General features: G+C 65.6%; 21 protein-coding genes and 1 tRNA gene. 21 read left to right on the plus strand and 1 reads right to left on the minus strand.

Going from position 1 to position 24,744, the window contains the following annotated elements:
* The 19 genes from nuoF to D000_RS0104720 all read left to right on the plus strand — a co-directional run bounded on the left by nuoF (window position 1) and on the right by D000_RS0104720 (window position 21,694).
* The gene (nuoF, locus tag D000_RS0104630; protein ID WP_018872373.1) at window positions 1-1,281 is read left to right on the plus strand and encodes an NADH-quinone oxidoreductase subunit NuoF; all 1,281 of its coding nucleotides are present in this window, start codon (window positions 1-3) and stop codon (window positions 1,279-1,281) included.
* Window positions 1,282-1,313: 32 nt separating this feature from the next.
* Window positions 1,314-3,713, plus strand: coding sequence for an NADH-quinone oxidoreductase subunit NuoG (gene nuoG / locus D000_RS0104635; protein WP_018872374.1), 2,400 nt, complete (start codon window positions 1,314-1,316; stop codon window positions 3,711-3,713).
* Window positions 3,714-3,724: 11 nt separating this feature from the next.
* A complete protein-coding gene (nuoH, locus tag D000_RS0104640) occupies window positions 3,725-4,789 on the plus strand; it encodes an NADH-quinone oxidoreductase subunit NuoH (RefSeq protein WP_018872375.1) in 1,065 nt (354 codons plus the stop codon).
* 10 nt (window positions 4,790-4,799) lie between these two features.
* The gene (gene nuoI, locus D000_RS0104645) at window positions 4,800-5,288 is read left to right on the plus strand and encodes an NADH-quinone oxidoreductase subunit NuoI (protein WP_018872376.1); all 489 of its coding nucleotides are present in this window, start codon (window positions 4,800-4,802) and stop codon (window positions 5,286-5,288) included.
* A 15-nt stretch (window positions 5,289-5,303) separates the two neighbouring features.
* A complete protein-coding gene (locus tag D000_RS0104650; protein WP_018872377.1) occupies window positions 5,304-5,957 on the plus strand; it encodes an NADH-quinone oxidoreductase subunit J in 654 nt (217 codons plus the stop codon).
* Window positions 5,958-6,055: 98 nt separating this feature from the next.
* Window positions 6,056-6,361: an NADH-quinone oxidoreductase subunit NuoK gene (gene nuoK / locus D000_RS0104655; protein WP_012982131.1), complete on the plus strand. Its 306-nt coding sequence runs from the start codon at window positions 6,056-6,058 to the stop codon at window positions 6,359-6,361.
* Between the two features lie 6 nt (window positions 6,362-6,367).
* On the plus strand, window positions 6,368-8,368 hold the full coding sequence (gene nuoL, locus D000_RS0104660) for an NADH-quinone oxidoreductase subunit L (protein WP_018872378.1): 2,001 nt from the start codon (window positions 6,368-6,370) through the stop codon (window positions 8,366-8,368).
* A gap of 52 nt (window positions 8,369-8,420) precedes the next feature.
* Complete coding sequence (locus D000_RS0104665) at window positions 8,421-9,935, plus strand: NADH-quinone oxidoreductase subunit M (RefSeq protein WP_018872379.1); 1,515 nt, start codon at window positions 8,421-8,423, stop codon at window positions 9,933-9,935.
* Window positions 9,936-9,948: 13 nt separating this feature from the next.
* Window positions 9,949-11,397: an NADH-quinone oxidoreductase subunit NuoN gene (nuoN, locus tag D000_RS0104670; RefSeq protein ID WP_018872380.1), complete on the plus strand. Its 1,449-nt coding sequence runs from the start codon at window positions 9,949-9,951 to the stop codon at window positions 11,395-11,397.
* A gap of 3 nt (window positions 11,398-11,400) precedes the next feature.
* Window positions 11,401-11,745, plus strand: coding sequence for a DUF2818 family protein (locus tag D000_RS0104675; RefSeq protein ID WP_018872381.1), 345 nt, complete (start codon window positions 11,401-11,403; stop codon window positions 11,743-11,745).
* Between the two features lie 60 nt (window positions 11,746-11,805).
* Window positions 11,806-11,882: transfer RNA gene (locus tag D000_RS0104680), tRNA-Met, on the plus strand.
* Between the two features lie 212 nt (window positions 11,883-12,094).
* Window positions 12,095-12,550, plus strand: a complete 456-nt coding sequence (rimP, locus tag D000_RS0104685) for a ribosome maturation factor RimP (protein WP_018872382.1) — start codon at window positions 12,095-12,097, stop codon at window positions 12,548-12,550.
* Between the two features lie 76 nt (window positions 12,551-12,626).
* Entirely contained in the window at window positions 12,627-14,123 is a 1,497-nt protein-coding gene (gene nusA, locus D000_RS0104690) for a transcription termination factor NusA (RefSeq protein WP_018872383.1), read from the plus strand.
* A 66-nt stretch (window positions 14,124-14,189) separates the two neighbouring features.
* On the plus strand, window positions 14,190-16,943 hold the full coding sequence (gene infB, locus D000_RS0104695; protein ID WP_018872384.1) for a translation initiation factor IF-2: 2,754 nt from the start codon (window positions 14,190-14,192) through the stop codon (window positions 16,941-16,943).
* Window positions 16,943-17,416, plus strand: coding sequence for a 30S ribosome-binding factor RbfA (rbfA, locus tag D000_RS0104700; protein WP_018872385.1), 474 nt, complete (start codon window positions 16,943-16,945; stop codon window positions 17,414-17,416). The genes infB and rbfA overlap by 1 nt, the downstream gene beginning before the upstream one ends.
* 28 nt (window positions 17,417-17,444) lie before the next feature.
* Window positions 17,445-18,404, plus strand: a complete 960-nt coding sequence (gene truB / locus D000_RS0104705; protein WP_018872386.1) for a tRNA pseudouridine(55) synthase TruB — start codon at window positions 17,445-17,447, stop codon at window positions 18,402-18,404.
* A 126-nt stretch (window positions 18,405-18,530) separates the two neighbouring features.
* The gene (rpsO, locus tag D000_RS0104710; protein WP_012982141.1) at window positions 18,531-18,800 is read left to right on the plus strand and encodes a 30S ribosomal protein S15; all 270 of its coding nucleotides are present in this window, start codon (window positions 18,531-18,533) and stop codon (window positions 18,798-18,800) included.
* Between the two features lie 122 nt (window positions 18,801-18,922).
* Window positions 18,923-21,010 carry a polyribonucleotide nucleotidyltransferase gene (gene pnp, locus D000_RS0104715; RefSeq protein WP_018872387.1) on the plus strand — a complete coding sequence of 696 codons (2,088 nt, stop codon included), beginning with the start codon at window positions 18,923-18,925 and terminating at the stop codon, window positions 21,008-21,010.
* Window positions 21,011-21,076: 66 nt separating this feature from the next.
* Window positions 21,077-21,694, plus strand: coding sequence for a class I SAM-dependent methyltransferase (locus D000_RS0104720; protein ID WP_018872388.1), 618 nt, complete (start codon window positions 21,077-21,079; stop codon window positions 21,692-21,694).
* Between the two features lie 174 nt (window positions 21,695-21,868).
* Here D000_RS0104720 and D000_RS0104725 read toward each other — a convergent pair whose 3' ends face one another.
* Window positions 21,869-22,147, minus strand: a complete 279-nt coding sequence (locus tag D000_RS0104725) for a hypothetical protein (protein ID WP_018872389.1) — start codon at window positions 22,145-22,147, stop codon at window positions 21,869-21,871.
* A 133-nt stretch (window positions 22,148-22,280) separates the two neighbouring features.
* Between D000_RS0104725 and D000_RS0104730 the strand changes: the two genes are divergently transcribed.
* Together D000_RS0104730 and D000_RS0104735 are read left to right on the plus strand one after the other, a co-directional pair.
* Window positions 22,281-23,729: a circularly permuted type 2 ATP-grasp protein gene (locus D000_RS0104730; RefSeq protein ID WP_018872390.1), complete on the plus strand. Its 1,449-nt coding sequence runs from the start codon at window positions 22,281-22,283 to the stop codon at window positions 23,727-23,729.
* 1 nt (window position 23,730) lies between these two features.
* Window positions 23,731-24,687, plus strand: coding sequence for an alpha-E domain-containing protein (locus D000_RS0104735; RefSeq protein WP_026279763.1), 957 nt, complete (start codon window positions 23,731-23,733; stop codon window positions 24,685-24,687).
* Window positions 24,688-24,744 lie beyond the last annotated feature (57 nt).

The following is a 24,744-nucleotide window of genomic DNA, read 5'->3' on the forward strand; positions in this document are numbered from 1 at the left end:
ATGGCCAACCAGATCTGCTTTGCGACCCGCTACCTGGACGATCCGGCCTCGCTCGAGACCTACAAGAGCGTCGGCGGCTACCAGGCGCTGGAGAAGGTCTACAAGGGCAAGATGGCCCCCGAGGACGTGATCGAGGAGGTCAAGGCCTCCAACCTGCGCGGCCGCGGCGGGGCCGGATTCCCGACCGGGCTCAAGTGGTCCTTTATGCCGCGCAATACTCCCGGGCAGAAGTACATCGTGTGCAACTCGGACGAATCGGAGCCGGGCACCTGCAAGGACCGCGAGATCCTGATGTACAACCCGCATGCCCTGATCGAGGGCATGGCGATCGCCGGCTACGCGATCGGCGCGACGGTGGGCTACAACTACATGCGCGGCGAGTTCATGGACGAGGTGAACACGCGCTTTACGGCGGCCCTGAAAGAGGCCTACGACGCCGGTTATCTCGGTAAGGACATCTTCGGTTCCGGGGTCGATTTCGATCTCCACCCGTCGCTGGGCGCCGGCGCCTACATCTGCGGCGAGGAGACGGCCCTGCTGGAGTCGCTGGAGGGCAAGAAGGGCCAGCCACGCTTCAAGCCGCCGTTCCCGGCCAACTACGGCCTGTACGGCAAGCCGACCACGATCAACAACACCGAGTCGCTTGCCTCGATCCCGGCGATCATCCGCAACGGCGGGCAGTGGTTCGCCGACCTGGGGGTGCCCAAGTCCGGTGGCGAGAAGCTGTTCTCCGTCTCCGGGCACGTGAACAAGCCAGGCAACTTCGAGATCCCGCTGGGCACGCCGTTCAAGGATCTGCTGGAGATGGCCGGAGGCGTCCTGAACGGGCGCAAGCTGAAGGCGGTGATCCCGGGCGGTTCCTCGGTGCCGGTGGTCCCGGGTGATGTGATGCTGAAGGCCAACATGGACTTTGACTCCATCGCCCACGCCGGTTCGATGCTGGGCTCCGGCGCGGTGATCGTGATGGACGAGACCGCCGACATGGTCAAGGCCCTGCAGCGCATCTCGCGCTTCTACTTCTCCGAGTCCTGCGGCCAGTGCACGCCCTGCCGCGAGGGGACCGGCTGGCTCTACCGCATGCTGACCCGCATCGTGGAAGGCCAGGGCCGTCCCGAGGATCTGGAACGCCTGGACGACGTGGCCAGCAAGATCGAAGGGCATACCATCTGCGCCCTGGGTGATGCCGCCGCGATGCCGGTGCGCAGCTTCATCAAGCATTTCCGCCACGAATTCGAATACTACATCCAGCACGGTCGGAGCTCTGTGGCAGACGCCGCCTGAAGCCCCCCGCGCACCCGCAGCAGGAATCGAGCATGAGTCAGGATCAGAAGCAGGATCTGGTCAGCATCGAGATTGACGGCCGCACGATCGAGGCGCCCAAGGGCGCCATGCTGATCGACGTGGCGGACGATGCCGATATCCGCATTCCGCGGTTTTGCTACCACAAGAAGCTGTCGGTGGCGGCGAACTGCCGTATGTGTCTGGTCGAGGTGGAGAAGGCGCCCAAGCCGCTCCCCGCCTGCGCGACCCCGGTCATGGACGGGATGAAGGTCTACACCCAGTCTCCGCTGGCGCTGCGCGCGCAGAAGGGGACGATGGAGTTCCTGCTGATCAACCACCCGCTGGACTGCCCGATCTGCGACCAGGGTGGCGAGTGCGAACTGCAGGACGTGGCCATGGGCTACGGCGAGAGTGTGTCCACCTACACCGAAGCCAAGCGCGTGGTGAAGGACAAGGATATCGGTCCGCTGATCGAGACCGAGATGACCCGCTGCATCCACTGCACCCGCTGCGTGCGCTTCGGCGAGGAGATCGCCGGGGTGCGCGAACTGGGCGCGACCGGGCGCGGCGAGCATATGCGCATCGGCACCTACGTCGAAAAGACCGTCGCCCACGAGCTGTCCGGCAACGTGATCGACCTGTGCCCGGTGGGTGCGCTCACTGCGAAGCCGTCGCGCTACGGCGCCCGGGCCTGGGAATACGCCCAGGCGGCGAGCATCGGCGGCCACGATGCGGTGGGCTCCAATCTCTACGTGCATACCGACAACGGCCGCGCGATGCGAGTCGTACCGCGCGAGAACGAGGCCGTCAACGAGACATGGATCTCCGACCGCGACCGGTTCAGCTACGCCGGCCTGTACGCCGAGGACCGCCTGACCCGCCCGCGCATCAAGGTCGACGGGCACTGGCAGGAGGTCTCCTGGGAAACCGCACTGAGCTACGCGGTGGAAGGCCTCAAGGAGGTCGCCCCGGAACGCATCGGTGCGTTGCTGTCGGCCTCGCTTTCCCTCGAGGAGCACTACCTGGCGCAGAAGGTCCTGCGCGGCATGGGCGTGGTCGATATCGATCATCGCGTGAACCAGCGCGACTTCCGTGACGAGGCCGCGGCCCCGCTGTTCCCCTATCTGGGCGCCGCCATCGGCGACCTGGAGACGGCCGGGGCGGTGCTCTTGGTCGGCTGCAACCCGCGCCGCGAGCAGCCGCTGATCGCCCACCGCCTGCGCAAGGCCGCCTCGCGCGGCGCCGAGGTGTTCCTGGTCAATGACATGCTGCTGGACCTGACCTACCCGGTGCAGGCCCAGCTGGTGGGCAGCGAGCGCGACCAGGTCCTGGCGCTGGCCGGGATCGCTGGTCAGATCGCGGCCGCCGGCAAGGCGCTGCCGAAGAAACTGGAAAAGGTCGTCAAGGCCGCCGAGACCGATGACGCCGAGACCCGCGAGGCCTTCGAGCGTGCTGCACGCGCATTGCTGGAGGGCACCCAGGGGCACGTGCTGCTGGGTGCAGGTGCCATCAACGGCCCGGCTTTCGCGACCCTGCGTGCCCTGGCCGGGTGGATCGCGAAACACACCGGAGCGAGCCTCGGTTATCTGCCGCAGGGTGCCAGCGCCGCCGGTGCCTGGCTGGCTGGCGTGCTCCCGCACCGGGGGCCGGCCGGGTCCGAGGTCGATCGCGCCGGCGTCGATGCCGCCAGCATGCTGGAGCAGGGACGCGACGCCTTCGTGATCGCCGGGCTGGAGCCCGGCCGCGATGGCGCCGATCCAGTCGCATTCCGCCACGCGCTGGAACGTGCCGGTCTGGTGGTCGCCCTGAACAGTTTCTCCAGCCCGGAGCTGGAGGCGGTCGCCGACGTGCTGCTGCCGATCGCAACCAGCTTCGAGCATTCCGGTACCTTCGTGAACGCCGAGGGCCGCTGGCAGAGCTTCCGTGCCGCGGCGCGGGCGCCGGAGGATGCCCGCCCCGGCTGGAAGGTCTGGCGTGTGCTCGGCAATCTGCTCGAGCAGAGCGGCTTCGACTACCTGGATTCCCCGGCCGTGCGCGACGAGCTGAAGGCACAGCTGGCCGGCGCCAGCTTCGATACCGGCGTCAACCTGAACAAGGTGCACGTGGAACTGCCCGAGGCCGCGCCCGCGGACGGGCTGCACCGGGTGCAGGCGGCGGCGCTGTACAGCGGCGACCCGCTCGTACGCCGGGCGGCTCCGCTGCAGTCCAGCCCGGAGGGCCAGCTGGCCGAGAGCGTGCTGGTGCATCCGCAGTCGGCCGCGGGCCACGCCCACGGTAGCCGGGTCCGCCTGCGTCAGGGCAAGGCCGAGACCGAGCTGACCCTGCTGCTGGACGATGCCGTGCCGCCTGGCCTCGCCGTGACCTTCGCGGGTTCGGCCGCCATGGGGGAACTGGGCCTGCCGAATACCCCCGTCGTGCTGGCGCGGGCCTGAGGGATTAAGACATGTTCGACTGGATGATGAACTTCTTCTACAGCCTGCCGACGGTGATGCAGATCCTGATCGGCATTCAGCTGATCGTGATCCCGCTGATGCTGGCCGTGGCCTACACCACCTTTGCCGAGCGCAAGGTGATCGGCTATGCGCATGTGCGCATCGGGCCGAACCGAGTGGGTCCGCGCGGCTGGCTGCAGCCGATTGCGGATGCGCTGAAGCTGCTGACCAAGGAAGTGATCGTCCCGACCAACGCCAACCGCTTCCTGTTCCTGAGCGCCCCGGTGCTGACCATCGCCCCGGCGCTGGCCGCCTGGGCGGTGATCCCGTTCTTCGACGGTGGTGCCCTGGCCAACGTCAACGCCGGCCTGCTGTATCTGCTGGCGCTGACCTCCCTGGGCGTTTACGGGATCATCATCGCCGGCTGGGCCTCGAACTCGAAGTACGCGCTGCTGGGCTCGCTGCGCTCGGCCGCGCAGCTGGTGTCCTACGAGATCGCGATGGGCTTTGCCCTGGTCGGCGTGCTGATGGCGGCCGGCACGCTGAACGTGGGCGGCATCATCGAGGCGCAGTCGGGCAGCATGTATCACTGGTTCCTGCTGCCGCTGCTGCCGCTGTTCTTCGTGTACTTCATCTCCGGGGTCGCCGAGACCAACCGCGCGCCGTTCGACGTGGCCGAGGGCGAGTCCGAGATCGTGGCCGGCTTCCATGTCGAGTATTCGGGCATGGCTTTTGCCGTGTTCTTCCTGGCCGAGTACGCGAACATGATCCTGATCTCGGCCCTGACCGCGATCCTGTTCCTCGGCGGCTGGCTGTCGCCGTTCCAGGGGATCCTGCCTCAGGCCGCGTTCGATCTGCCGGTGATCGGCTCGCTGCTGGATCACGGCATCCACTGGTTCCTGTTCAAGACCGCCATCTTCCTGTTTGCCTTTTTGTGGTTCCGCGCCACCTTCCCGCGCTATCGCTATGACCAGATCATGCGGCTGGGCTGGAAGGTGCTGATCCCGGTGACCATCGTCTGGCTGTTCGTCGAGGGCGTGCTGGTCGCGTTCAACGTCGGCCCGTGGTTCGCATGAGGAGTTCGTGATGAAAGCGATGCGCCGTTTCTTCAAGAGTTTCCTGTTCTATGAACTGCTGCTGGGGCTGCGCCTGACAGGGCGCTACCTGCTGAGCCGCAAGTTCACGGTGCAGTACCCGGACGAAAAGACTCCGATGTCGCCGCGCTTCCGCGGCCTGCATGCGCTGCGCCGTTATCCGAACGGCGAGGAGCGCTGCATCGCCTGCAAGCTGTGCGAGGCGGTGTGCCCGGCACTGGCGATCACCATCGATTCCGAGGAGCGCGCGGACGGTACGCGCCGCACCACGCGCTACGACATCGACCTGTTCAAGTGCATCTTCTGCGGCTTCTGCGAGGAGGCCTGTCCGGTGGACTCCATCGTCGAGACGCACATCTTCGAATACCACTTCGAGAACCGGGGCGAGCAGATCATGACCAAGGACAAGCTCCTGGCCATTGGTGACCGCTTCGAGAACGAGATCGCCAAGGCGCGGGCGATTGACGCCCCGTACCGGTAACGCAGGGACCGCATCATGACCTTCGAACTGATTCTCTTCTACGCGTTCGGCGCGATCCTGCTCGGGGCCGCGCTGGCCATGATCAGCGTGCGCAACCCGGTGCACGCCGCGCTATTCCTGGTCGTCTGCTTTGTCGCGGCCGCGGCGATCTGGCTGCTGGCGGAGGCGGAGTTCCTCGGCATCGTGCTGGTGCTGGTCTACGTCGGCGCGGTGATGGTGCTGTTCCTGTTCGTAGTGATGATGCTCGACATCAACCTCGCCAAGCTGCGCGAGGGCTTCACCGAGTACCTGCCGGTGGGCGTCGTGGTGGCGGCGGCCATGGCCACGGTCCTGGTGCTGGTGATTACGCGCTACATCACCATGGAGGTTCCGGAGCGCGCCGGTCCGGAGTACGCCAACACCGAGGCCCTGGGCGCGATCCTCTACACCGAATACGTGTATCCGTTCGAGATCGCGGCGGTGATCCTGCTGGTGGCGATCATCGCGGCGATCTCGCTGACCATGCGCAAGCGCCCGGACAACAAGTCGATCGACCCGGGCCAGCAGATGGCGGTGTCGCGCGAGGGCCGCGTGCGCATGGTCTCCATGCCGTCCGAGAAGAAGAGGGCGCCGCGCCGGAGTGCGCAGGGCTCCGGCAGTGGCGCGTCGGATGACGACGCCTCCAAGTAGCAACCGAGTGAAATCCCAGTAATGGACATCCCGGCTACGGGCCGGGACCCGGACACCGGGGGTGGCAGGCCGCCCCCGAAAGAACTCAGGGCTAGAACATGATTACGCTAGAGCACTACCTGGTGCTGGCCGCGCTGCTGTTTTCCATCAGCGTGGCCGGGATCTTCCTGAACCGGAAAAACGTGATCGTGCTGTTGATGTGCATCGAGCTGATGCTGCTCGCGGTGAACATCAACTTCATTGCCTTTTCGTTCTTCCTGCAGGACCTCGCGGGCCAGGTGTTCGTGTTCTTCATCCTGACCGTCGCCGCGGCCGAGGCGGCCATCGGCCTCGCCATCCTGGTGTTGCTGTTCCGTAACCGCGGAACCATCAACGTCCAGGATCTGGACGCAATGAAGGGATAACGGGCCATGGATACGATTTATCTACTCATCGTTCTGGCGCCACTGTTCGGCGCCATCGCCGCCGGCCTGTTCGGCCGCCAGATCGGCCGCACCGGGGCGCATACGGTCACCATCCTGGGGGTGGCGATCTCGTTCATCCTGTCCGTGGTGGTGTTCTGGGCCCACGTGTTCGGTGATGCCGGGATTTATAACGAGACCGTCTACACCTGGATGGTCTCCGACGGCATCCATTTCGAAGTCGGGTTCCTGGTCGACAACCTGACCGCGATGATGATGCTGGTGGTCACCTTCGTCTCGCTGATGGTGCACATCTACACCATCGGCTACATGAAGGACGATCCGGGCTACCAGCGCTTCTTCGCCTACATCTCGCTGTTCACCTTCTCGATGCTGATGCTGGTGATGGCGAACAACTTCATGCAGTTGTTCTTCGGCTGGGAGGCCGTGGGGCTGGTTTCCTACCTGCTGATCGGCTTCTGGTACAAGCGCCCGACTGCGACCTACGCCAACATGAAGGCGTTCATCGTGAACCGCGTGGGGGACTTCGGTTTCCTGATCGGGATTGCCGCGCTGGTGTTCTATGCCGGCAGCCTGAACTACACCGAGGTGTTCGCCGAAGCCGAGTCGATGCGGGATGCGACCATCACCATCTGGCCGGGCTGGACCTTCGGTCTGCTGGATCTGGCGCTGATCTTCCTGTTCATCGGTGCGATGGGCAAGTCCGCGCAGGTGCCGCTGCACGTCTGGCTGCCGGACTCCATGGAGGGCCCGACCCCGATCTCCGCGCTGATCCACGCGGCGACCATGGTGACCGCGGGCATCTTCATGGTGGCGCGCATGTCGCCGCTGTACGAGTTCTCCGTGGCGGCGCTGTCGTTCATCCTGATCATCGGGGCGATCACCGCGTTCTTCATGGGCCTGATCGGGCTCGTCCAGAACGACATCAAGCGGGTGGTCGCGTACTCCACGCTGTCGCAGCTCGGCTACATGACCGTCGCGCTGGGGGCCTCGGCCTACGCCGCCGGCCTGTTCCACCTGATGACGCACGCCTTCTTCAAGGCGCTGCTGTTCCTGGCCGCAGGCTCGGTGATCATCGCGATGCACCACCTGCAGGACATGCGGGCGATGGGCGGGCTGCGCCGGCACATGCCGGTCACCTACGTGACCGCGCTGATCGGGTCGCTGGCGCTGATCGGGTTCCCGTTCTTCTCCGGGTTCTTCTCCAAGGACGCGATCATCGAGGCGGTCGGGTACTCGCAGATCCCGGGGGCGACCTTTGCCTACTGGCTGGTGCTGGCAGGGGTGTTCGTGACCGCGCTGTACACCTTCCGCATGTTCTTCATGGTGTTCCATGGCGAGGAGCGCTATGACCAGGCGCACAAGTACATGCCGGATCATGGTGACGATGACGACGACCATCACCACGACCATGGGCCGCTGCAGCCGAAGGAGTCGCCGTGGGTGGTGACCGTCCCGCTGGTTCTGCTGGCGATCCCGTCGGTGGTGGCGGGTTACTTCATCGGCCCGATGCTGTTCGGCGACTTCTTCGCCGAAGCCCTGTTCGTGCTGCCCGAGCAGGATGTGCTGGCGACCAAGGGCGAGACCTACACCGGGGTGATCGCCTTCGTCCTGCATGGCCTGATGCTGCCCGCGTTCTGGCTGGCCATGGCCGGTCTGGGCACAGCCTGGTACCTGTACATGAAGCGGCCCGAGCTGCCGGGCGTGATCGCAGAGCGGCTGAAGCTGGGCGTGCGCATCCTCGAAGACAAGTACGGCTTCGACCGCTTCAACGACTGGTTCTTCGCCGGCGGGACCGTCCGCCTGGGCCGCGCGCTGTGGCGCTATGGTGATGCGCTGATCATCGACGGCCTGCTGGTCAATGGCACCGCGCGCTCGATCGGCTGGATCTCGGCACGCATCCGCCACATGCAGTCCGGTTTCCTCTACCACTACGCGTTCGTGATGATCATCGGCCTGCTGGTCCTGATGTTCGCCTACGTGATCTGAGCGGCTTCGACACCCATGCGCTCGAAGCCCATCGCTGTTTCAAGGAACGACCATGTTTGCTGACTGGCCTATCTTGAGTCTGTTGATCTGGCTGCCGATTCTCGGCGGCTTCCTGGTGCTTGCCGCCGGGCGCGACGCGCCCCATGTGGCGCGGCGGCTCGGGCTCGCGGTGGCCGTGGCGACCTTTGTGGCCAGTCTGCCGCTGTGGTTCGCGTTCGAGCGAGGCACCGCCGAGATGCAGTTCCAGGAGCTGGCCTCGTGGATCCCCGCGTTTAACGTGAACTACCACCTGGGTGTGGACGGGATCTCCATGCCGCTGATCCTGCTGACCACCCTGATCACCGTGGTGGTCGTGGTCGCGGCCTGGGAATCGGTAAAGGACCGCATCGCTTACTACATGGCCGCGATGCTGGTGATGGAAGGCCTGATGATCGGCATGTTCGCGGCGATGGACGCGGTGCTGTTCTACGTGTTCTTCGAGGCGATGCTGATCCCGATGTTCCTGGTGATCGGGATCTGGGGCGGGCCGCGACGCGTCTACGCGACGCTGAAGTTCTTCCTTTATACCTTCCTCGGCTCGGTGTTCATGCTGGTCGCGCTGATCTGGATGTACATCCAGTCCGGCAGCTTCCTGATCCAGGACTTCCATGCCCTGCAGATCGGGCTGACCGCGCAGATCCTGATCTTCCTCGCGTTCTTCATGGCGTTCGCCGTGAAGATCCCGATGTTCCCGGTGCATACCTGGCTGCCGGATGCGCACGTGGAGGCGCCTACCGGCGGCTCGGTGATCCTGGCCGCGATCATGCTGAAGATCGGTGGCTACGGCTTCCTGCGCTTCTCGCTGCCGATCACGCCGGATGCCTCGGCGGTGCTGGATACGCTGATGATCGTGCTGTCGCTGATCGCGATCGTCTACATCGGCGTGGTCGCGCTGATCCAGAGCGACATGAAGAAGCTGATCGCCTATTCGTCGATCGCGCACATGGGCTTTGTGACCCTGGGCTTCTTCCTCGCCTTCTACATCTACCGCAATACCGGTGACTGGGAAGGCGCCTCGTTGGGTATCGCCGGCGGCATGGTGCAGATGATCTCGCACGGCTTCATCTCGGCGGCGATGTTCCTCGCGGTGGGCGTGCTGTACGACCGTCTGCACAGCCGGCAGATCGCGGACTACGGCGGTGTGGTGAACACCATGCCCTGGTTCGCTGCGTTCTTCGTGCTGTTCGCGATGGCCAATACCGGCCTGCCGGGTACCTCCGGCTTTGTCGGCGAGTTCATGGTCATCCTGGCCGCGTTCAAGGCGGACTTCTGGATTGCGTTCCTGGCCGCGACCACGCTGATCCTGGCGGCCGGCTACACCCTGTGGCTGGTCAAGCGCGTGATCTTCGGCGCGGTGGCCAACGAGAACGTGGCCGGCCTGTCCGACATGAACCGCCGCGAGTTCTTCCTGATGGGCGTGCTGGCCTTCTTCACCCTGCTGCTGGGTGTGTGGCCGGCGCCGCTGCTGGATGTGATGAACGCGACCATCGACCACCTCGTGGCGCATATCGCGCAGTCGAAGCTCTGAAGGGACGCCTGACATGAATTTCGAGATCCCCAACTTCCTCCCCGCCGTGCCCGAGATGTTCGTGCTCGGGATGGCGTGCCTGATCCTGGTGATCGACGCGTTCCTGCCGGATTCGCGGCGCGACATCACCTACGGCCTGGTGCAGGCGACCCTGGTCGCGGCCGCCGGCCTGACCCTGTGGATGATGGGTCCGGAGACGGTGCTGACCTTCTCGGATACCTTCGTGAAGGACCCGATGGCGGACATCCTGAAGGTCGCGGTCTATGTGACCAGCTTCCTGGTGTTCCTGTATGCGCGTCCCTATCTGATGGAGCGCGGGATTCACAAGGGCGAGTTCTACATCCTGGGCCTGTTCGCGGTGCTCGGGATGATGATCATGATCTCCGGGCACAACCTGCTGACGCTGTACCTGGGGCTGGAGCTGCTGTCGCTGTCGTCCTATGCGCTGGTCGCCTTCTGGCGCGACAGCACCCGGGCGACCGAGGCGGCGATGAAGTATTTCGTGCTGGGCGCGCTGGCCTCCGGTCTGTTGCTTTACGGCATGTCGATGATCTACGGGATGACCGGCTCGCTGGACATCGCGGTCATTGCCGCCGAGCTGACGGCCGCGGACGAGAGCCTGAACATCCCGCTGGTCTTCGGTCTGGTGTTCCTGGTGGTGGCGATTGCGTTCAAGCTGGGGGCGGTGCCGTTCCACATGTGGGTGCCGGACGTCTATGACGGCGCCCCGACGGCGGTCACGCTGTTCATCGCCACCGCGCCGAAGATCGCCGCTTTCGCCTTCCTGATGCGCCTGCTGGTGGAAGGCATGGGCCCGATGCATGCCGACTGGCAGGGCATGCTGATCATCCTGGCCGTGCTGTCGCTGGCGGTGGGCAACGTGATCGCGATCGCGCAGACCAGCATCAAACGCATGCTGGCCTACTCGACCATCGCCCATGTCGGCTTCGTGTTCATGGGCATCCTGGCCGGGACCGACAGCGGCTACGCCTCGGCGATGTTCTATGTGATCGTCTACGCGATTACCGCGGCCGGTGGCTTCGGCATGATCGTGTTCCTGTCACGCAAGGGCTATGAGGCCGACCAGATCGACGACTTCAAGGGTCTGGCCCAGCGCAACCCGTGGTTTGCGTTCATCATGCTGCTGCTTCTGTTCTCGATGGCCGGGGTGCCGCCGACGGTCGGCTTCTACGCCAAGCTGGCGGTGATCCAGGCTGCGGTGGGTGCGGACCTGGTCTGGCTGGGGGTGGTCGCCGTGATCTTCTCGGTCATCGGTGCGTTCTACTACCTGCGCGTGGTCAAGATGATGTTCTTCGACGCGCCGAAGGATGAGAACGCCGAACCGGTGCAGCCGTCCGGCGCGCTCGCCACCGCGCTCAGCATCAACGGGCTGGCAGTGCTGGCGCTGGGAATTTTCCCGGGCCTGCTGCTGTCTATCACCCACTATGCAATCATCGGGTAAGTCGTGACACAGTGGATTCCGTTTGAGGTCCTCGTCTGGGGATTTGTCGTCGTCGCCTTCATCAGCGCGAACCTGCCGTGGCTGACCGATCGCATCGGCCTCGTGGTGCAGCCGGCCAGCGGCGAGAAGGGTCCCTGGACCCGGATCTTCGAGTGGTTCGGGCTCTATATCCTTGCCGGCCTGATTGGCAAGGGGCTGGAGTTTCAGGCCACAGGTGGCATCCATTCGCAGGGCTGGGAGTTCTACGTGATCACCCTGTCTCTGTTTGCCATGTTCGCGCTGCCAGGCTATATCTGGCGCTATGACCTGCGCCCGCATCTGCGCAGCGGCGCCCGCCGCACCCGGTAAATATTTGCGCCACCCCCTTGCGGCGGGGGTGGCACCTTTGCTATAGTTTTGCGTCTCGGATGCGGGGTGGAGCAGTCTGGCAGCTCGTCGGGCTCATAACCCGAAGGTCGCAGGTTCAAATCCTGCCCCCGCTACCAATTTTCAGAGAGGCCCCGTACGGGGCCTTTTTGTTAAGGATACGAACCCGGCGGCAACTGCTCGCCGCCGGGTACCGGTTCTTGAGGCCGCGCTCCCGCGCGCCTTGCGGCAGTGATCGGGCCGCAGTCATCGTTGCGGTGTACGAGGGGCGTTTGGCGCCCTTTTTTTGTTTCTGGGTCCCGGCTACGGGACGGAGTCGATCGAGACGCCCTTGTCGCAGAAGGCTGAACAACTGAAAACGCTGTTAACCCCGGTGGTCGAGGGGGAGGGCATGCAGCTCTGGGGGCTGGAGTATCACGCCGGCTCCAAGCCGCCCGTCGTGCGTATCTTTATCGATGGCGAAAACGGCGTTACCGTGGACGACTGCGCCCGGGTCAGCGACCAGGTGGGCGCGGTCCTGGACGTCGAGCAGATTCTCAAGGGCAACTACACCCTGGAAGTTTCCAGCCCGGGGATCGAACGCCCCCTGTTTACCCCCGAGCAGTTCCGGCTCTACATCGGGCACCCGGTGAAGGTGCGTCTGGCCTGGCCGGAGCACGATCGCCGCAATTTCCGTGGCGTGCTGCTGTCGGTTGAAGAACCGATGATCGAGGTGGAAGTGGACGGCATGGCTTACGAGCTGCCGCTGGCCGCGATCCACAACGCGCGGGTCCTGGACCAGCTGTAAGACACGGCTGCGGAGCAGGACGCTGCTACGCTTTTGTTGAATCGGCAGGCGACTGCCGAGTGCGGAGAGGCAAGACATGAACAAGGAGATCCTGCTGGTCGCCGATGCCGTGGCGAACGAGAAAGGAGTCGAGAAGGACATCATCTTCGACGCCCTGGAATCGGCCCTGGCGATGGCGACCCGCAAGTACCACGGTGGCAAGATGGACGTGCGCGTGAACATCGACCGCGAGGAGGGCGATTACGAGGCCTTCCGCCGCTGGACCGTGGTGGACGACGAGGACCCGGAGTTCGAGTCCCCGGAGTACCAGATCCTGCTGTCCTACGCCCAGCAGAAGAACCCCGATGCGCAGGTCGGCGACGTGATCGAGGAACCGGTGGAGGCGGTCGACTTCGGTCGTATCGCCGCCCAAACCGCCAAGCAGGTCATCGTGCAGAAGGTGCGCGAGGCCGAACGTGCCAAGGTGGTGGAGGAATACCAGGATCGTGTTGGGACCCTGGTCATGGGGATCGTGAAGCGGACCGACCGCAACGGGACCTACGTGGACCTGGGCAACAATGCCGAGGCCCTGATCCCGCGCGAACACATGATCCCGCGCGAGACCGTGCGCACCAATGACCGCCTGCGTGGCTACCTGAAGGAGATTCGTCCGGAGGCCCGCGGCCCGCAGCTGATCCTCAGCCGCACCGCGCCGGAATTCCTGATCGAGCTGTTCAAGCTCGAGGTGCCGGAAGTCGGGCAGAACATCATCGACATCATGGGCGCGGCCCGTGATGCCGGCATGCGTGCGAAGATCGCGGTGCGCTCCAACGATCCGCGTCTGGACCCGGTGGGCGCCTGTGTCGGCATGCGCGGTTCGCGTGTGCAGTCGGTATCCAACGAACTGGCGGGCGAGCGCATCGACATCATCGTCTGGGACGAGAATCCGGCCCAGTTCGTGATCAACGCGATGTCGCCGGCCGAGGTCCAGTCGATCGTGGTCGACGAGGATCGTCAGTCCATGGATATCGCGGTCGAGGAAGACAAGCTGTCGCTGGCCATCGGTCGCGGCGGGCAGAACATCCGTCTGGCCTCCCAGCTGACCGGCTGGGAACTGAACGTGATGACCGAGGAGCAGGCGGCCGAGAAGAGCGAGGCCGAGGCCCAGCAGCTGGTGAACTTCTTCATGGAGGCCCTGGACGTTGACGAAGAGGTCGCGGGCATCCTGGTACAGGAAGGCTTCACCAGCCTCGACGAGGTGGCCTATGTGGATGAGGCCGAGCTGCTGGCGATTGAGGAATTCGACGAAGACATGGTTCAGGAACTGCGCAGTCGCGCGAGCGACGCGCTCCTGACCAAGGCCATCGCGGCCGAGGAAGGTCGCGAGGGCTATCAGCCCGCAGAGGATCTGCTGACCATGGATGGCATGACCGAGGCGCTGGCGAACAAGCTGGCGTCACACGGGGTGTGCACGATGGAGGATCTGGCGGAGCAGGCATCCGACGACGTGGTCGAGATGACCGGACTGGATGCGGAAGAGGCGTCGGCGCTGATTATGACCGCGCGCGCCCCGTGGTTCGAAACCGGGGACTGATTTCCCCGGGGACCGAATCGGGAATCCGTGTCACAGGCCTGTCGGCTGGCCTGAAAAGAATCTGGAATGGAGGTAGGCGCCATGGCGCAAATGACAGTGCAGCAATTCGCGGAATCGGTGGGAACGCCGGTTGACCGCCTCATGGTCCAGCTCAAGGAGGCGGGCGTCGAGGTGGATGGCCCCGATGGGGCGATTACCGATGCCGAAAAGCGCAAGCTGCTCGATCACCTCCGTCAGGCTCATGGCGAAGGCGGAGAGTCCGGGCGCGTGACCCTGAAGCGCCGCACCCAGGCGCAGACCCTTAAGGTGAGCTCCGGCCAGGGCCGTTCCAAGACGGTCAATGTCGAGGTCCGCAAGAAGCGCACCATCAAGCGCAAGCCGGCCGAGGCCGCGCCCGAGCCGCCAGTGGAGGCGACCCCGGTGGCCGAAGAGCCGGCACCGGAGCCGGTGGAAGAGCCGCGTGCGGTGGAGCCGGAAGTGCCGGTGAGCGAGGCCCCGGCCGAAGAGGTCGAGACCCGCGCTGAGGCCGAAGCCGAGGCCCCGGCCGAGCCCGAGGCCGCCGAGCCGGAAGCCCCCAGCGAGCCGGAGCCGGCCGTCGAGGAGGCCGCGGCCGAACCGGCTGCCGCCGAACCCGAGCCCGAACCCGCGCCGGCCAAGCCGAAGCGCCCGCTCAGCCGTACCGAGCAGCTGGCGCTGCAGGTCGAGGCCGAGCGCGATGCCCAGCGCAAGGCCGCCGAGGCCCGCAAGCAGGAGGTCGCTGAGCGCGAGGAACGCCAGAAGCGTCGCCAGAAAGAGCTGGAGGCTCAGGAGGCAAAGCGCGAGAAGGAAGAACAGGCGCGCCTGGAACGCGAGGCCGCGGCCAGAGCGGCCGCGCCCGCGGCACCGGAAGGCGATGCGAAGGCCGGCAAGGGCGCGCGCAAGGGCGGCCGCAAGGATGACCGCAAGGAACTGCACGTTGCGGGCGATCGTCGCGGCCGCCGCAAGAAGGGCGAGGGCCGCAGGGCGCAGTCCGCCGCGGCGCAGGCGGTCACCAGCAAGCACGGCTTTGCCAAGCCGACGGCGCCGGTGGTGCGTGATGTCGAGGTGCCGGAGACGGTCACCGTGGCGGATCTGGCCCAGGCGATGGCGATCAAGGCCCCGCAGCTGATCAAGGCGCTGATGGGCATGGGCGTGATGGCGACCATCAACCAGTCGATCGACCAGGACACCGCGATGCTGGTGGTCGAGGAGATGGGTCATAACCCGATCGCCGTGAAGGAGACTTCGGTCGAGGACGATATCGATACCGGTCTGGAGCAGACCGCCGAGGCCAAGCCGCGTCCGCCGGTCGTCACCGTGATGGGCCACGTCGACCACGGCAAGACCTCGCTGCTGGACTACATCCGCAAGGAAAAGGTGGCCTCCGGCGAGGCGGGTGGCATCACCCAGCACATCGGCGCCTATCACGTGAAGAACAGCCACGACGGCGTGACCTTCCTGGATACCCCCGGGCACGCCGCGTTTACCGCGATGCGTGCCCGGGGCGCGCAGTCCACCGACATCGTGATCCTGGTGGTCGCGGCGGATGATGGTGTGATGCCGCAGACGCTCGAGGCGATCCAGCATGCGAAGGCGGCAGGCGTGCCGATCGTCGTGGCGGTCAACAAGGTCGACAAGCCGGAGGCCGAGCCGGAGCGGGTCATGAACGATCTTGCCCAGCACGAGGTGATCCCCGAGGCCTGGGGTGGCGATACGCAGTTCATCAACGTATCCGCCCATACCGGCGAGGGCATCGACGAGCTGCTGGAGGCCCTGGGCCTGCAGGCCGAGGTGATGGAACTGAAGGCCCCGGACGAGGGCCCCGCGCGCGGTGTCGTAATCGAGTCGCGTCTGGAGAAGGGGCGCGGTCCGGTGGCGACCATCCTGGTGCAGTCCGGCCAGCTGAAGCACGGCGACATCCTGCTTTCGGGCAAGGAATACGGCCGTGTGCGTGCGATGTTCGACGATACCGGTGCCGCGGTGAAGGCCGTCGGTCCGTCCATGCCGGTCGAGGTCCTGGGCCTGTCCGGTGTGCCGCAGGCCGGTGACGAGGTGCTGGTGGTCGCGGACGACAAGACCGCCCGCGAGGTCGCCGAGCACCGCGATGCCAAGCAGCGCGAGCGCAAGCTGGCCGCGCAGCAGGCGGCCAAGCTGGAGAACATCTTCAACCAGATGCAGGAAGGCCAGATCGCCACCGTGAACATCCTGATCAAGGCGGATGTCCAGGGCTCGGCCGAGGCCCTGCGCGAGTCGCTGATCAAGCTGTCCACCGATGAGGTGCGCGTGAAAGTGGTCTCCGCCGGGGTCGGCGGGATCTCCGAGTCCGACCTCAACCTGGCGATGGCCTCCGAGGCGATCGTGATCGCGTTCAACGTGCGTGCCGATGCGGGCGCCAAGCGCCTGGCCGCCGAGAACGAGATCGACGTGCGCTACTACTCGGTGATCTACGAGGCCATCGACGACGTGAAGCAGGCGCTGTCCGGTCTCCTGTCGGCCGAGATCCGCGAAGAGGTCGTGGGCCTTGCCGAGGTGCGCGATGTGTTCAAGGCCTCGGGCTTTGGTCAGGTCGCCGGCTGTCTCGTGGTCGAGGGGGCGGTCAAGCGCGGCAACCCGATTCGCGTGCTGCGCGACAATGTGGTGATCTACGAAGGCGAGCTGGAGAGCCTGCGCCGCTTCAAGGACGACGTGAACGAGGTCAAGGCCGGTACCGAGTGTGGTATCGCGGTGAAGAACTACAACGACGTGAAGGCGGGTGACCAGATCGAGGTCTTCCAGCGCGTCGAGGTGGCCCGGACGCTCTGATGCCGGGGAACCGCGATTTTCATCGCTCGGACCGGGTCGGGGAGCAGATCCAGCGCGAGCTGGCCGATCTGATCCGGCTGGAGGTGAAGGATCCGCGTGTGGGCATGATTACCCTGGCGGGCGTCGAGGTGTCCCGGGATCTGGCCCATGCGCGTGTGTATTTCACTCAGCTTGAGGGTGCCGAAAAGGGGCAGGAGGCGCAGAAGGGCCTGAACAACGCCGCCGGTTTCCTGCGGCGTGCCCTGGGGCAGCGCATGCGTCTGCGCAGCGTGCCGCAGCTGCGCTTCATCTATGACGATACCCCCGAGCGTGGTGCCCACCTGTCGTCCCTGATTGACCGCGCGCTGGCGGAAGACCGTGCGCACCACGCGCACGATCCGGACGCCGCGGACGAGGATGCCGGCGATCACGAAGCCGGCCATTACGACGCCGGGGACCACGATGTCGATTCGGGGCCGGATCGCGGGGCCTGAGGCCCGGCGTCTCCGGCACTCGACCAGCATGGCGGGCAAGCGGCGCGACGTCGACGGCATCCTGTTGCTGGACAAGCCGCGCGGGCGTAGCTCCAACCAGGCGCTGGGGCGCGTCAAGTATCTGCTGCAGGCGAAGAAGGCCGGTCATACCGGGGCACTGGACCCGCGGGCGACTGGCCTTTTGCCGTTGTGCTTTGGACAGGCGACCAAGGTCTCCGGCTGGCTGCTGGACGCGGACAAGCGCTACCTCGCGGAGGCCCGTCTCGGGGTCGAGACTGACAGCGCGGACCTGGACGGCGCGGTGATCCGCGAGGCCCCGGTGCCGGCGATCGAGCCTGCGCAGCTGCGCGCCCTGGAGCGCCAGTTCAGCGGGGCGCAGGAGCAGGTGCCGCCGATGGTGTCGGCGCTGAAGCACCAGGGGCGGCGCCTGTACGAGCTGGCGCGCCAGGGGGTCGAGGTCGAACGGCCGCCGCGGCCGGTGCAGATCCATTCGTTGCGGATCGAGCAGACCGCCCCCGATCGTCTGCGACTCGAGGTGCATTGCTCCAAGGGCACCTACATCCGCTCGCTGGTGGCCGATATCGGTCACGCGCTGGGGTGTGGCGCCGCTGTGGACACCCTGCACCGGGTCGGGCACGGGCACTTCGATGCCGCCGCCATGGTGTCACTGGACTCGGTCGAGGCCGCGTTCGAGGCCGGTGGTGCCGCGGCGATCGAGGCACTGCTGCAGCCGGCGGAGGCGGCCCTGGCGCACTGGCCGTCGGTGCGGCTGGATGCCGCCGCGAGTGCTGCGATGCGTCACGGCAATCCGGCCGCCACGGCGGCGATCAACGACCGCAGCCCGGGTGCCGCCGACGCCCCCGTCGAGGCCGAGACGGGCTGGCCCCTGGTGCGGGTGGTGGATGCCGATGGGGGCTTTCTGGCCGTCGCCGCGGAGGACCCTGCGGGGTGGGTGCGGGCGCGGCGGCTGTTCGTGCCCGCCGCCTGAGCGAGCCACCCGGGGGCGGCCGTTTCGTTTCTGTTCACGTCGCGATCGCTCGTGCTACCATTGCCCGCCTATCGCCAGCGCCACTGGTCGATTAACGGTTTAAGTACTTTCAGGAGTCAGGTTTTAATGTCGCTCACTACCGAAGAAAAATCGGCCATCGTCGAAAAGCACAAGCGCGATGCCAACGACACCGGTTCGCCGGAAGTCCAGGTCGCGCTGCTCACGGCCCGCATCCAGCACCTGATGGGGCATTTCGAGAAGCACAAGCAGGATCATCACTCGCGCCGCGGGCTGCTGAAGATGGTCAGCCAGCGTCGCAAGCTGCTGACTTACCTCAAGCGCAATGACCAGGATCGCTATCAGGCCCTGGTTCAGGAGCTTGGGCTGCGCCGCTAAGGCCGGCACAACGGGCCCGCGCCACTGGTGCGGGCCCGTTCAGTTTCGGGGCCGGACACGCAGGGGCGGGTCCGGCCCGTCGCACGCATTAGACGCACGTCATTACGGATACGGGATACAACGTGGCATACAAGAAGTCGTTTCAGTACGGAAACCATACCGTCACCTTCGAAACCGGTGACATCGCTCGCCAGGCCAGCGGGGCCGTCCTCGTCAACATGGCCGAGACCGTGGTGCTGGTCACCGTGGTGGCCCGCAAGGAAGCCGACCCGGGCCGCGACTTCTTCCCGCTGACCGTGAACTACCAGGAGCGCACCTACGCCGCGGGCAAGATCCCGGGCGGCTTCTTCAAGCGCGAGGGGCGTCCGAGCGAGAAGGAGACCCTGACCTCGCGTCTGATCGATCGCCCGATCCGTCCGCTGTTCCCCGAGGGGTTCAAGAACGAGACCCAGGTGGTCGCAACCGTAATGTCGATCAACCCCGAGGTGGATCCCGACATCCCCGCGATGCTCGGTACCTCCGCGGCGCTGGCGCTGTCCGGGGTCCCGTTTGCCGGGCCGATCGGCGCGGCGCGCGTGGGTTACCGTGCCGGCGAGTATCTGCTCAACCCGACCTACAGCGCGCTGGAGGACTCGGACCTGGACCTGGTCGTGGCCGGTACCGAGAACGCGGTGCTGATGGTGGAGTCGGAGGCGCGGCAGCTGTCCGAGGAGGCGATGCTGGGTGCGGTGATGTTCGGTCACGAACAGATGCAGGCCGCGATCCAGGCGATCAAGGAACTGGCCGCCGAGGCCGGCAAGCCGGCTTGGGACTGGGTCGCCCCGCCGACCATCGAGTCGCTGGAAAATCAGGTCAAGGGCGTGGTTGGCGACGAACTGGTCGCCGCCTACCAGATCGCCGAGAAGCAGGCGCGCACCCAGCGCATCGGGGAGCTGCGCGGCCAGGCCGTCGAGGCCCTGACGAGCGAGGACGACAACGGCCCCTCCGTGGACGACGTCAAGACCGCCTTCCATGATCTCGAATACCGCCTGGTCCGGGACCGCATCCTGGATGGGAATCCGCGAATCGACGGCCGCGACACCCGGACCGTGCGTCCGATCCGCGTGGATACCGGCGTGCTGCCGCGGGCGCATGGTTCGGCGGTGTTCACCCGTGGCGAGACCCAGGCGATGGTGGTCGCGACGCTCGGCACCGATCGTGATGCCCAGGTGATTGACGCGATCGAGGGCGAGCGCCGCGATCGCTTCATGCTGCACTACAACTTCCCGCCTTACTGCACCGGGGAGACCGGTTTCGTCGGCTCGCCCAAGCGCCGCGAGATCGGTCACGGGCGTCTGGCCAAGCGCGGTGTCTCCGCGGTGATGCCGAACGACGACGACTTCCCGTACGTGATCCGTGTGGTCTCGGAGATCACCGAATCCAACGGCTCCAGCTCCATGGCATCGGTGTGCGGCACCTCGCTGGCCTTGATGGATGCCGGGGTACCGCTGAAGGCGCCGGTGGCCGGGATCGCGATGGGCCTGATCAAGGAAGGCGACCGCTTTGCCGTGCTGTCCGACATCCTCGGTGACGAGGACCATCTCGGCGACATGGACTTCAAGGTGGCCGGGACCTCCGAAGGCGTGACCGCGCTGCAGATGGATATCAAGATCGACGGCATTACCCGCGAGATCATGGAGCAGGCGCTGGCGCAGGCCCGTGAAGGCCGGATGCACATCCTGGGCTGCATGAACGAGGTGCTGCCGCGTCACCGTGACGAGATGTCCTCGCACGCACCGCGCTTCATTACCATCAAGATCAACCCGGACAAGATCCGCGACGTGATCGGCAAGGGCGGTGCCACCATTCGCGCCCTGACCGAGGAGACCGGCGCCACCATCGACATCCAGGATGACGGTACGGTGAAGATCGCCTCCACCGACCAGGCTGCGGGTCTGGAGGCCAAGCGTCGTATCGAGGAGCTCACCGCCGACATCGAGGTGGGCCGTCAGTACACCGGCAAGGTCGCCAAGATCATGGATTTTGGCGCCTTCGTTTCGATCCTTCCGGGGCGCGACGGGCTGGTGCACATCTCGCAGATCTCGGACGAACGCGTCGAAAACGTCGGCGACTTCCTGGCCGAGGGTGACTCGGTGACCGTGCGGGTCCTGGAAGTGGACAAGCAGGGTCGTATTCGTCTGAGTATGAAGGCGGTGGAATCCGACGCCTGATCCGTCACGCGCGGTTCAAGGGCGCCCCGCGGGGCGCCCGGTCATCCATCTTCAGGACGCTTCGGCATGGATCTCGTCAGTATTCGCAAGAGCTACCGGCGCTACGCCCGTCACTATGACGCAACCTTCGGGCGGGTGTTCGCGACCGGGCGCGCCAGCGCGCAGGAGACCCTCGCACCGCTCTCGGGCAAGCGTATCCTCGAGGTCGGTGTGGGCACCGGGCTGTCGCTGCCGGACTACCCGGACGACTGCGAGGTGGTCGGGATCGACGTCTCCCGCGAGATGCTGGAGGTGGCCCGCGGGCGTCTGAACGGCGGGCTCCCCGCGGTGGCGGGCCTGTGCGAGATGGACGCGGAGAAGCTCGGTTTTGCCGATGACAGCTTCGATGCGGTGGTGGCGATGTACGTGGCCACTGTGGTGCCCAATCCGGATGCCCTGTTTGCCGAGATGTGGCGAGTCTGCCGGCCAGGTGGCCGACTCCTGGTCGTGAACCACTTTGCGTCACGGCAATGGCTGTTGCGCGGATTCGAGCGTTGCCTGCGGCCGTTGTCCAAGGCGGTGGGCTTTCGCCCCGACATGGAGTTCGAGGACTTCGTGCGCGTGACCGGGCAGGAACCCTGCATGGTCGCCCCGGCCAGCCTGTTCGGCTACTGGAAGCAGGTCGAATTCCGCAAGCCTGCCTGAGGCCCTCTGCAGGGGCACCGCCCTGCGTACTGCCTCGGTGCGCCCCGGCCAGGGGCCGTGTCATCTCCCAAAGTCTCCCGATGTTCACAAGGGCCGTCTCCGAGGTCGAGCGTGGAGACGGTTCCGGCGTCGCGCGGGACGTGCCGACGGCTCTTGCGACACCGCCGTTCCCAATCAGCGCCGGGTGAACAGCGGCAGTTCGTGGCGCCGTGCATTCGCCGCAATAAAGCGGCCACGCCCCTCCTGTTCCCGGTCCAGGGCCTCCTGCTCGCTCGATTCCACGCCGATGATCGTGGCCAGGAAGACCTCCAGCTCGCGCCCGTCCACCCGCAGGGTGCCGAACGGTGATGCGTCCGCGGCCGGGTACCAGAACAGCCGGGGCTGCCAGTTGCAGCCCTGGATCTTCGGGTGCTGGTACAGCTCGAGCAGGCGTTGTTCGAGTGAGTCGGACATGGGAACCTCAAGCGAGCAGGGCGGACGAAACCGGAGGGATACACGGACCGGTGTTCCCCTGCGGTGGCGCCGATGTTTGCGAAAAAGCGTTACTGTAGACGAACCCTGCCCACAGCGTCAGAGGACCCGACGAATGGCGATCGACTGGAAGCGCTACGACCCCACCCCGTTCTACGACGAACTGATCGAGAAGCCGGGCCGACCCCGCGGCCCCGCAAGCGCACTGGCGGAATACCTGGCCTCGCTGGACGAAGGCGAGATCCACAGCCGCAAGCAGGCGGCCGATAATGCGATCCTGGAGATGGGGATCAGCTTCACGGTGTATACCGAGGGCGAGAACATCGACCGGGCATGGCCCTTCGACATCATCCCGCGGGTGATCACACGCCGGGAATGGGACCAGGTTTCGGCCGGGCTCGAGCAGCGCCTGACCGCGCTGAACCTGTTTATCGACGATATCTACAACGAGCAGCGGATCTTCCAGGACAAGGTGATCCCGCGCTATGTGCTGAACCAGTCCAAGAACTTCCGCGAGCAGTGCGTCGGCATCAAGCCACCGCAGGGCGTCTGGGCGCACATCTGCGGGAGCGACCTGGTGCGTGACGGCAACGGCCAGTTCTTCGTGCTCGAGGACAACCTGCGCGTGCCCTCGGGGGTCTCCTACATGCTGGAGAACCGCCAGGTGACCAAGCGCGTGTTCCCGGAGCTGTTCGAAAACTCCAGCATCCTGCCGGTGGACGAATATCCGACCCAGCTGTTCGACATGCTGGCCTCGATTTCGCCGCGGCCGCAGGACTACCCCGAGATCGTGGTGCTGACGCCGGGGATCTACAATTCGGCCTATTTCGAGCACTCGTTCCTGGCGCAGCGCATGGGGGCGGAACTGGTCGAGGGCGCGGATCTGGTCGTCAGCGATGACGACTGCGTGTACATGCGTACCATCGACGGCCTGGAGCGGGTGGACGTGATCTACCGCCGCATCGACGACGAATTCCTTGATCCGGAGGTCTTCAACCCCGACTCGATGCTGGGCGTGCCCGGCCTGATGCGCGCCTGGCGCAAGGGCAATGTCGGCCTGACCAATGCCCCCGGTGCCGGGGTGGCCGACGACAAGGTGATGTACGCCTATGTGCCGGACATCATCCGCTACTACCTGGACCAGGACCCGATCATCCCCAACGTGCCGACCTATCTCTGCGTGAACGAGAAGGACCGCGCCTATGTGCTGGACCACCTCGACGAGCTGGTGGTGAAACCGGCCAACGAGTCCGGCGGCTACGGAATGCTGGTGGGGCCGCATGCGACCAAGAAACAGCGGTCCGAGTTTGCCCAGCTGATCAAGAAGGACCCGCGCAACTATATCGCCCAGCCGACGCTGGACCTTTCCGTCGCCCCGACCCTGTGCGGCGACGAGATCGAGCCGCGTCACCTGGACCTGCGGCCGTTCATCCTGCAGGGCGTGCGTACCGATGTGACTGCCGGCGGGCTGACGCGCGTGGCCATGCGCAAGGGCTCGCTGGTGGTGAACTCCTCGCAGGGCGGGGGTAGCAAGGACACCTGGATCGTGGACGAGGAGAACTGAGATGCTCTCGAGAGTCGCCGAACGCGTTTACTGGATGGCGCGCTATGTCGAGCGCGCCGAGAATACGGCACGCATGGTCACGGCCTTCAATCTGTTGGCGCTGGATATGCCGAAATCGGTGCAGGTGTCGTGGAAGGGCCTGGTGGAGGTCACCGGCAACGAGGACCTGTTCGATAATCATTATCAGCGGGACGATGAACGCAATTGTGTGAAATTCCTGCTGGCGGATGCCGACAACCCGAGTTCGGTGCTCAACTCCCTGCGGGCGGCGCGCGAGAATGTGCGCACCACCCGCGATCTGGTTCCCTCCGAGGCCTGGGAGGTGATGAACGAGTTGTACCTGTTCGCCCGCGACCATATCGATCAGGGCATCGGCAAGCGCGGCCGGTTCGATTTTCTCTCCGAGGTGGTTCAGCGCTGCCAGACCCTGACAGGGCTGCTGGCCGGCACCATGAGCCATGATGCGGCCTATGACTTCATCCGGCTGGGGCGCAATCTGGAGCGCGCCGACATGTCCACCCGGCATGTCGACGTGGGCGCCCTCAAGCTCCTGAAAAAGGACGGCGAGGATCCCGAGCCCTACGAGGGCCTGCTGTGGACCAGTATCCTGCGCTCGGGGAGTGGCTTTCAGATGTACCGCCAGCATGTGAAGCGGCGGATCAACGGTGTGGACGTGGTGCGGTTCCTGCTGCAGGACACCGCCTTCCCGCGTTCGGTGACCCACGCCCTGACCCAGGTGCAGGATGCGCTGGAGAAGCTGCCACGCAACGAACTGCCGTTGCGTCTGGTGATCCAGGCGCGCCGCCACGCCTCCAGCGCGCATGTGGAGGAGCTGATCGCGGAAGACGGCCTGCATGCCTTCATGGATGTGCTGCAGCGGGATATCGGGGACATTCACGGCGCCAATGCCGAGACCTGGTTCCTGGCCGCGCCGGCGCAGGCACAGGAGGCGGCCTAGGCAGCAGTTGGATTCGGGTAAGGATTGCCCGCGCGCAGGGGCCGCGGCCCCTGCGCG

Origin of the sequence: Thioalkalivibrio sp. ALJ16 (genome assembly GCF_000377345.1) — a bacterium.
GTDB lineage: Bacteria > Pseudomonadota > Gammaproteobacteria > Ectothiorhodospirales > Ectothiorhodospiraceae > Thioalkalivibrio.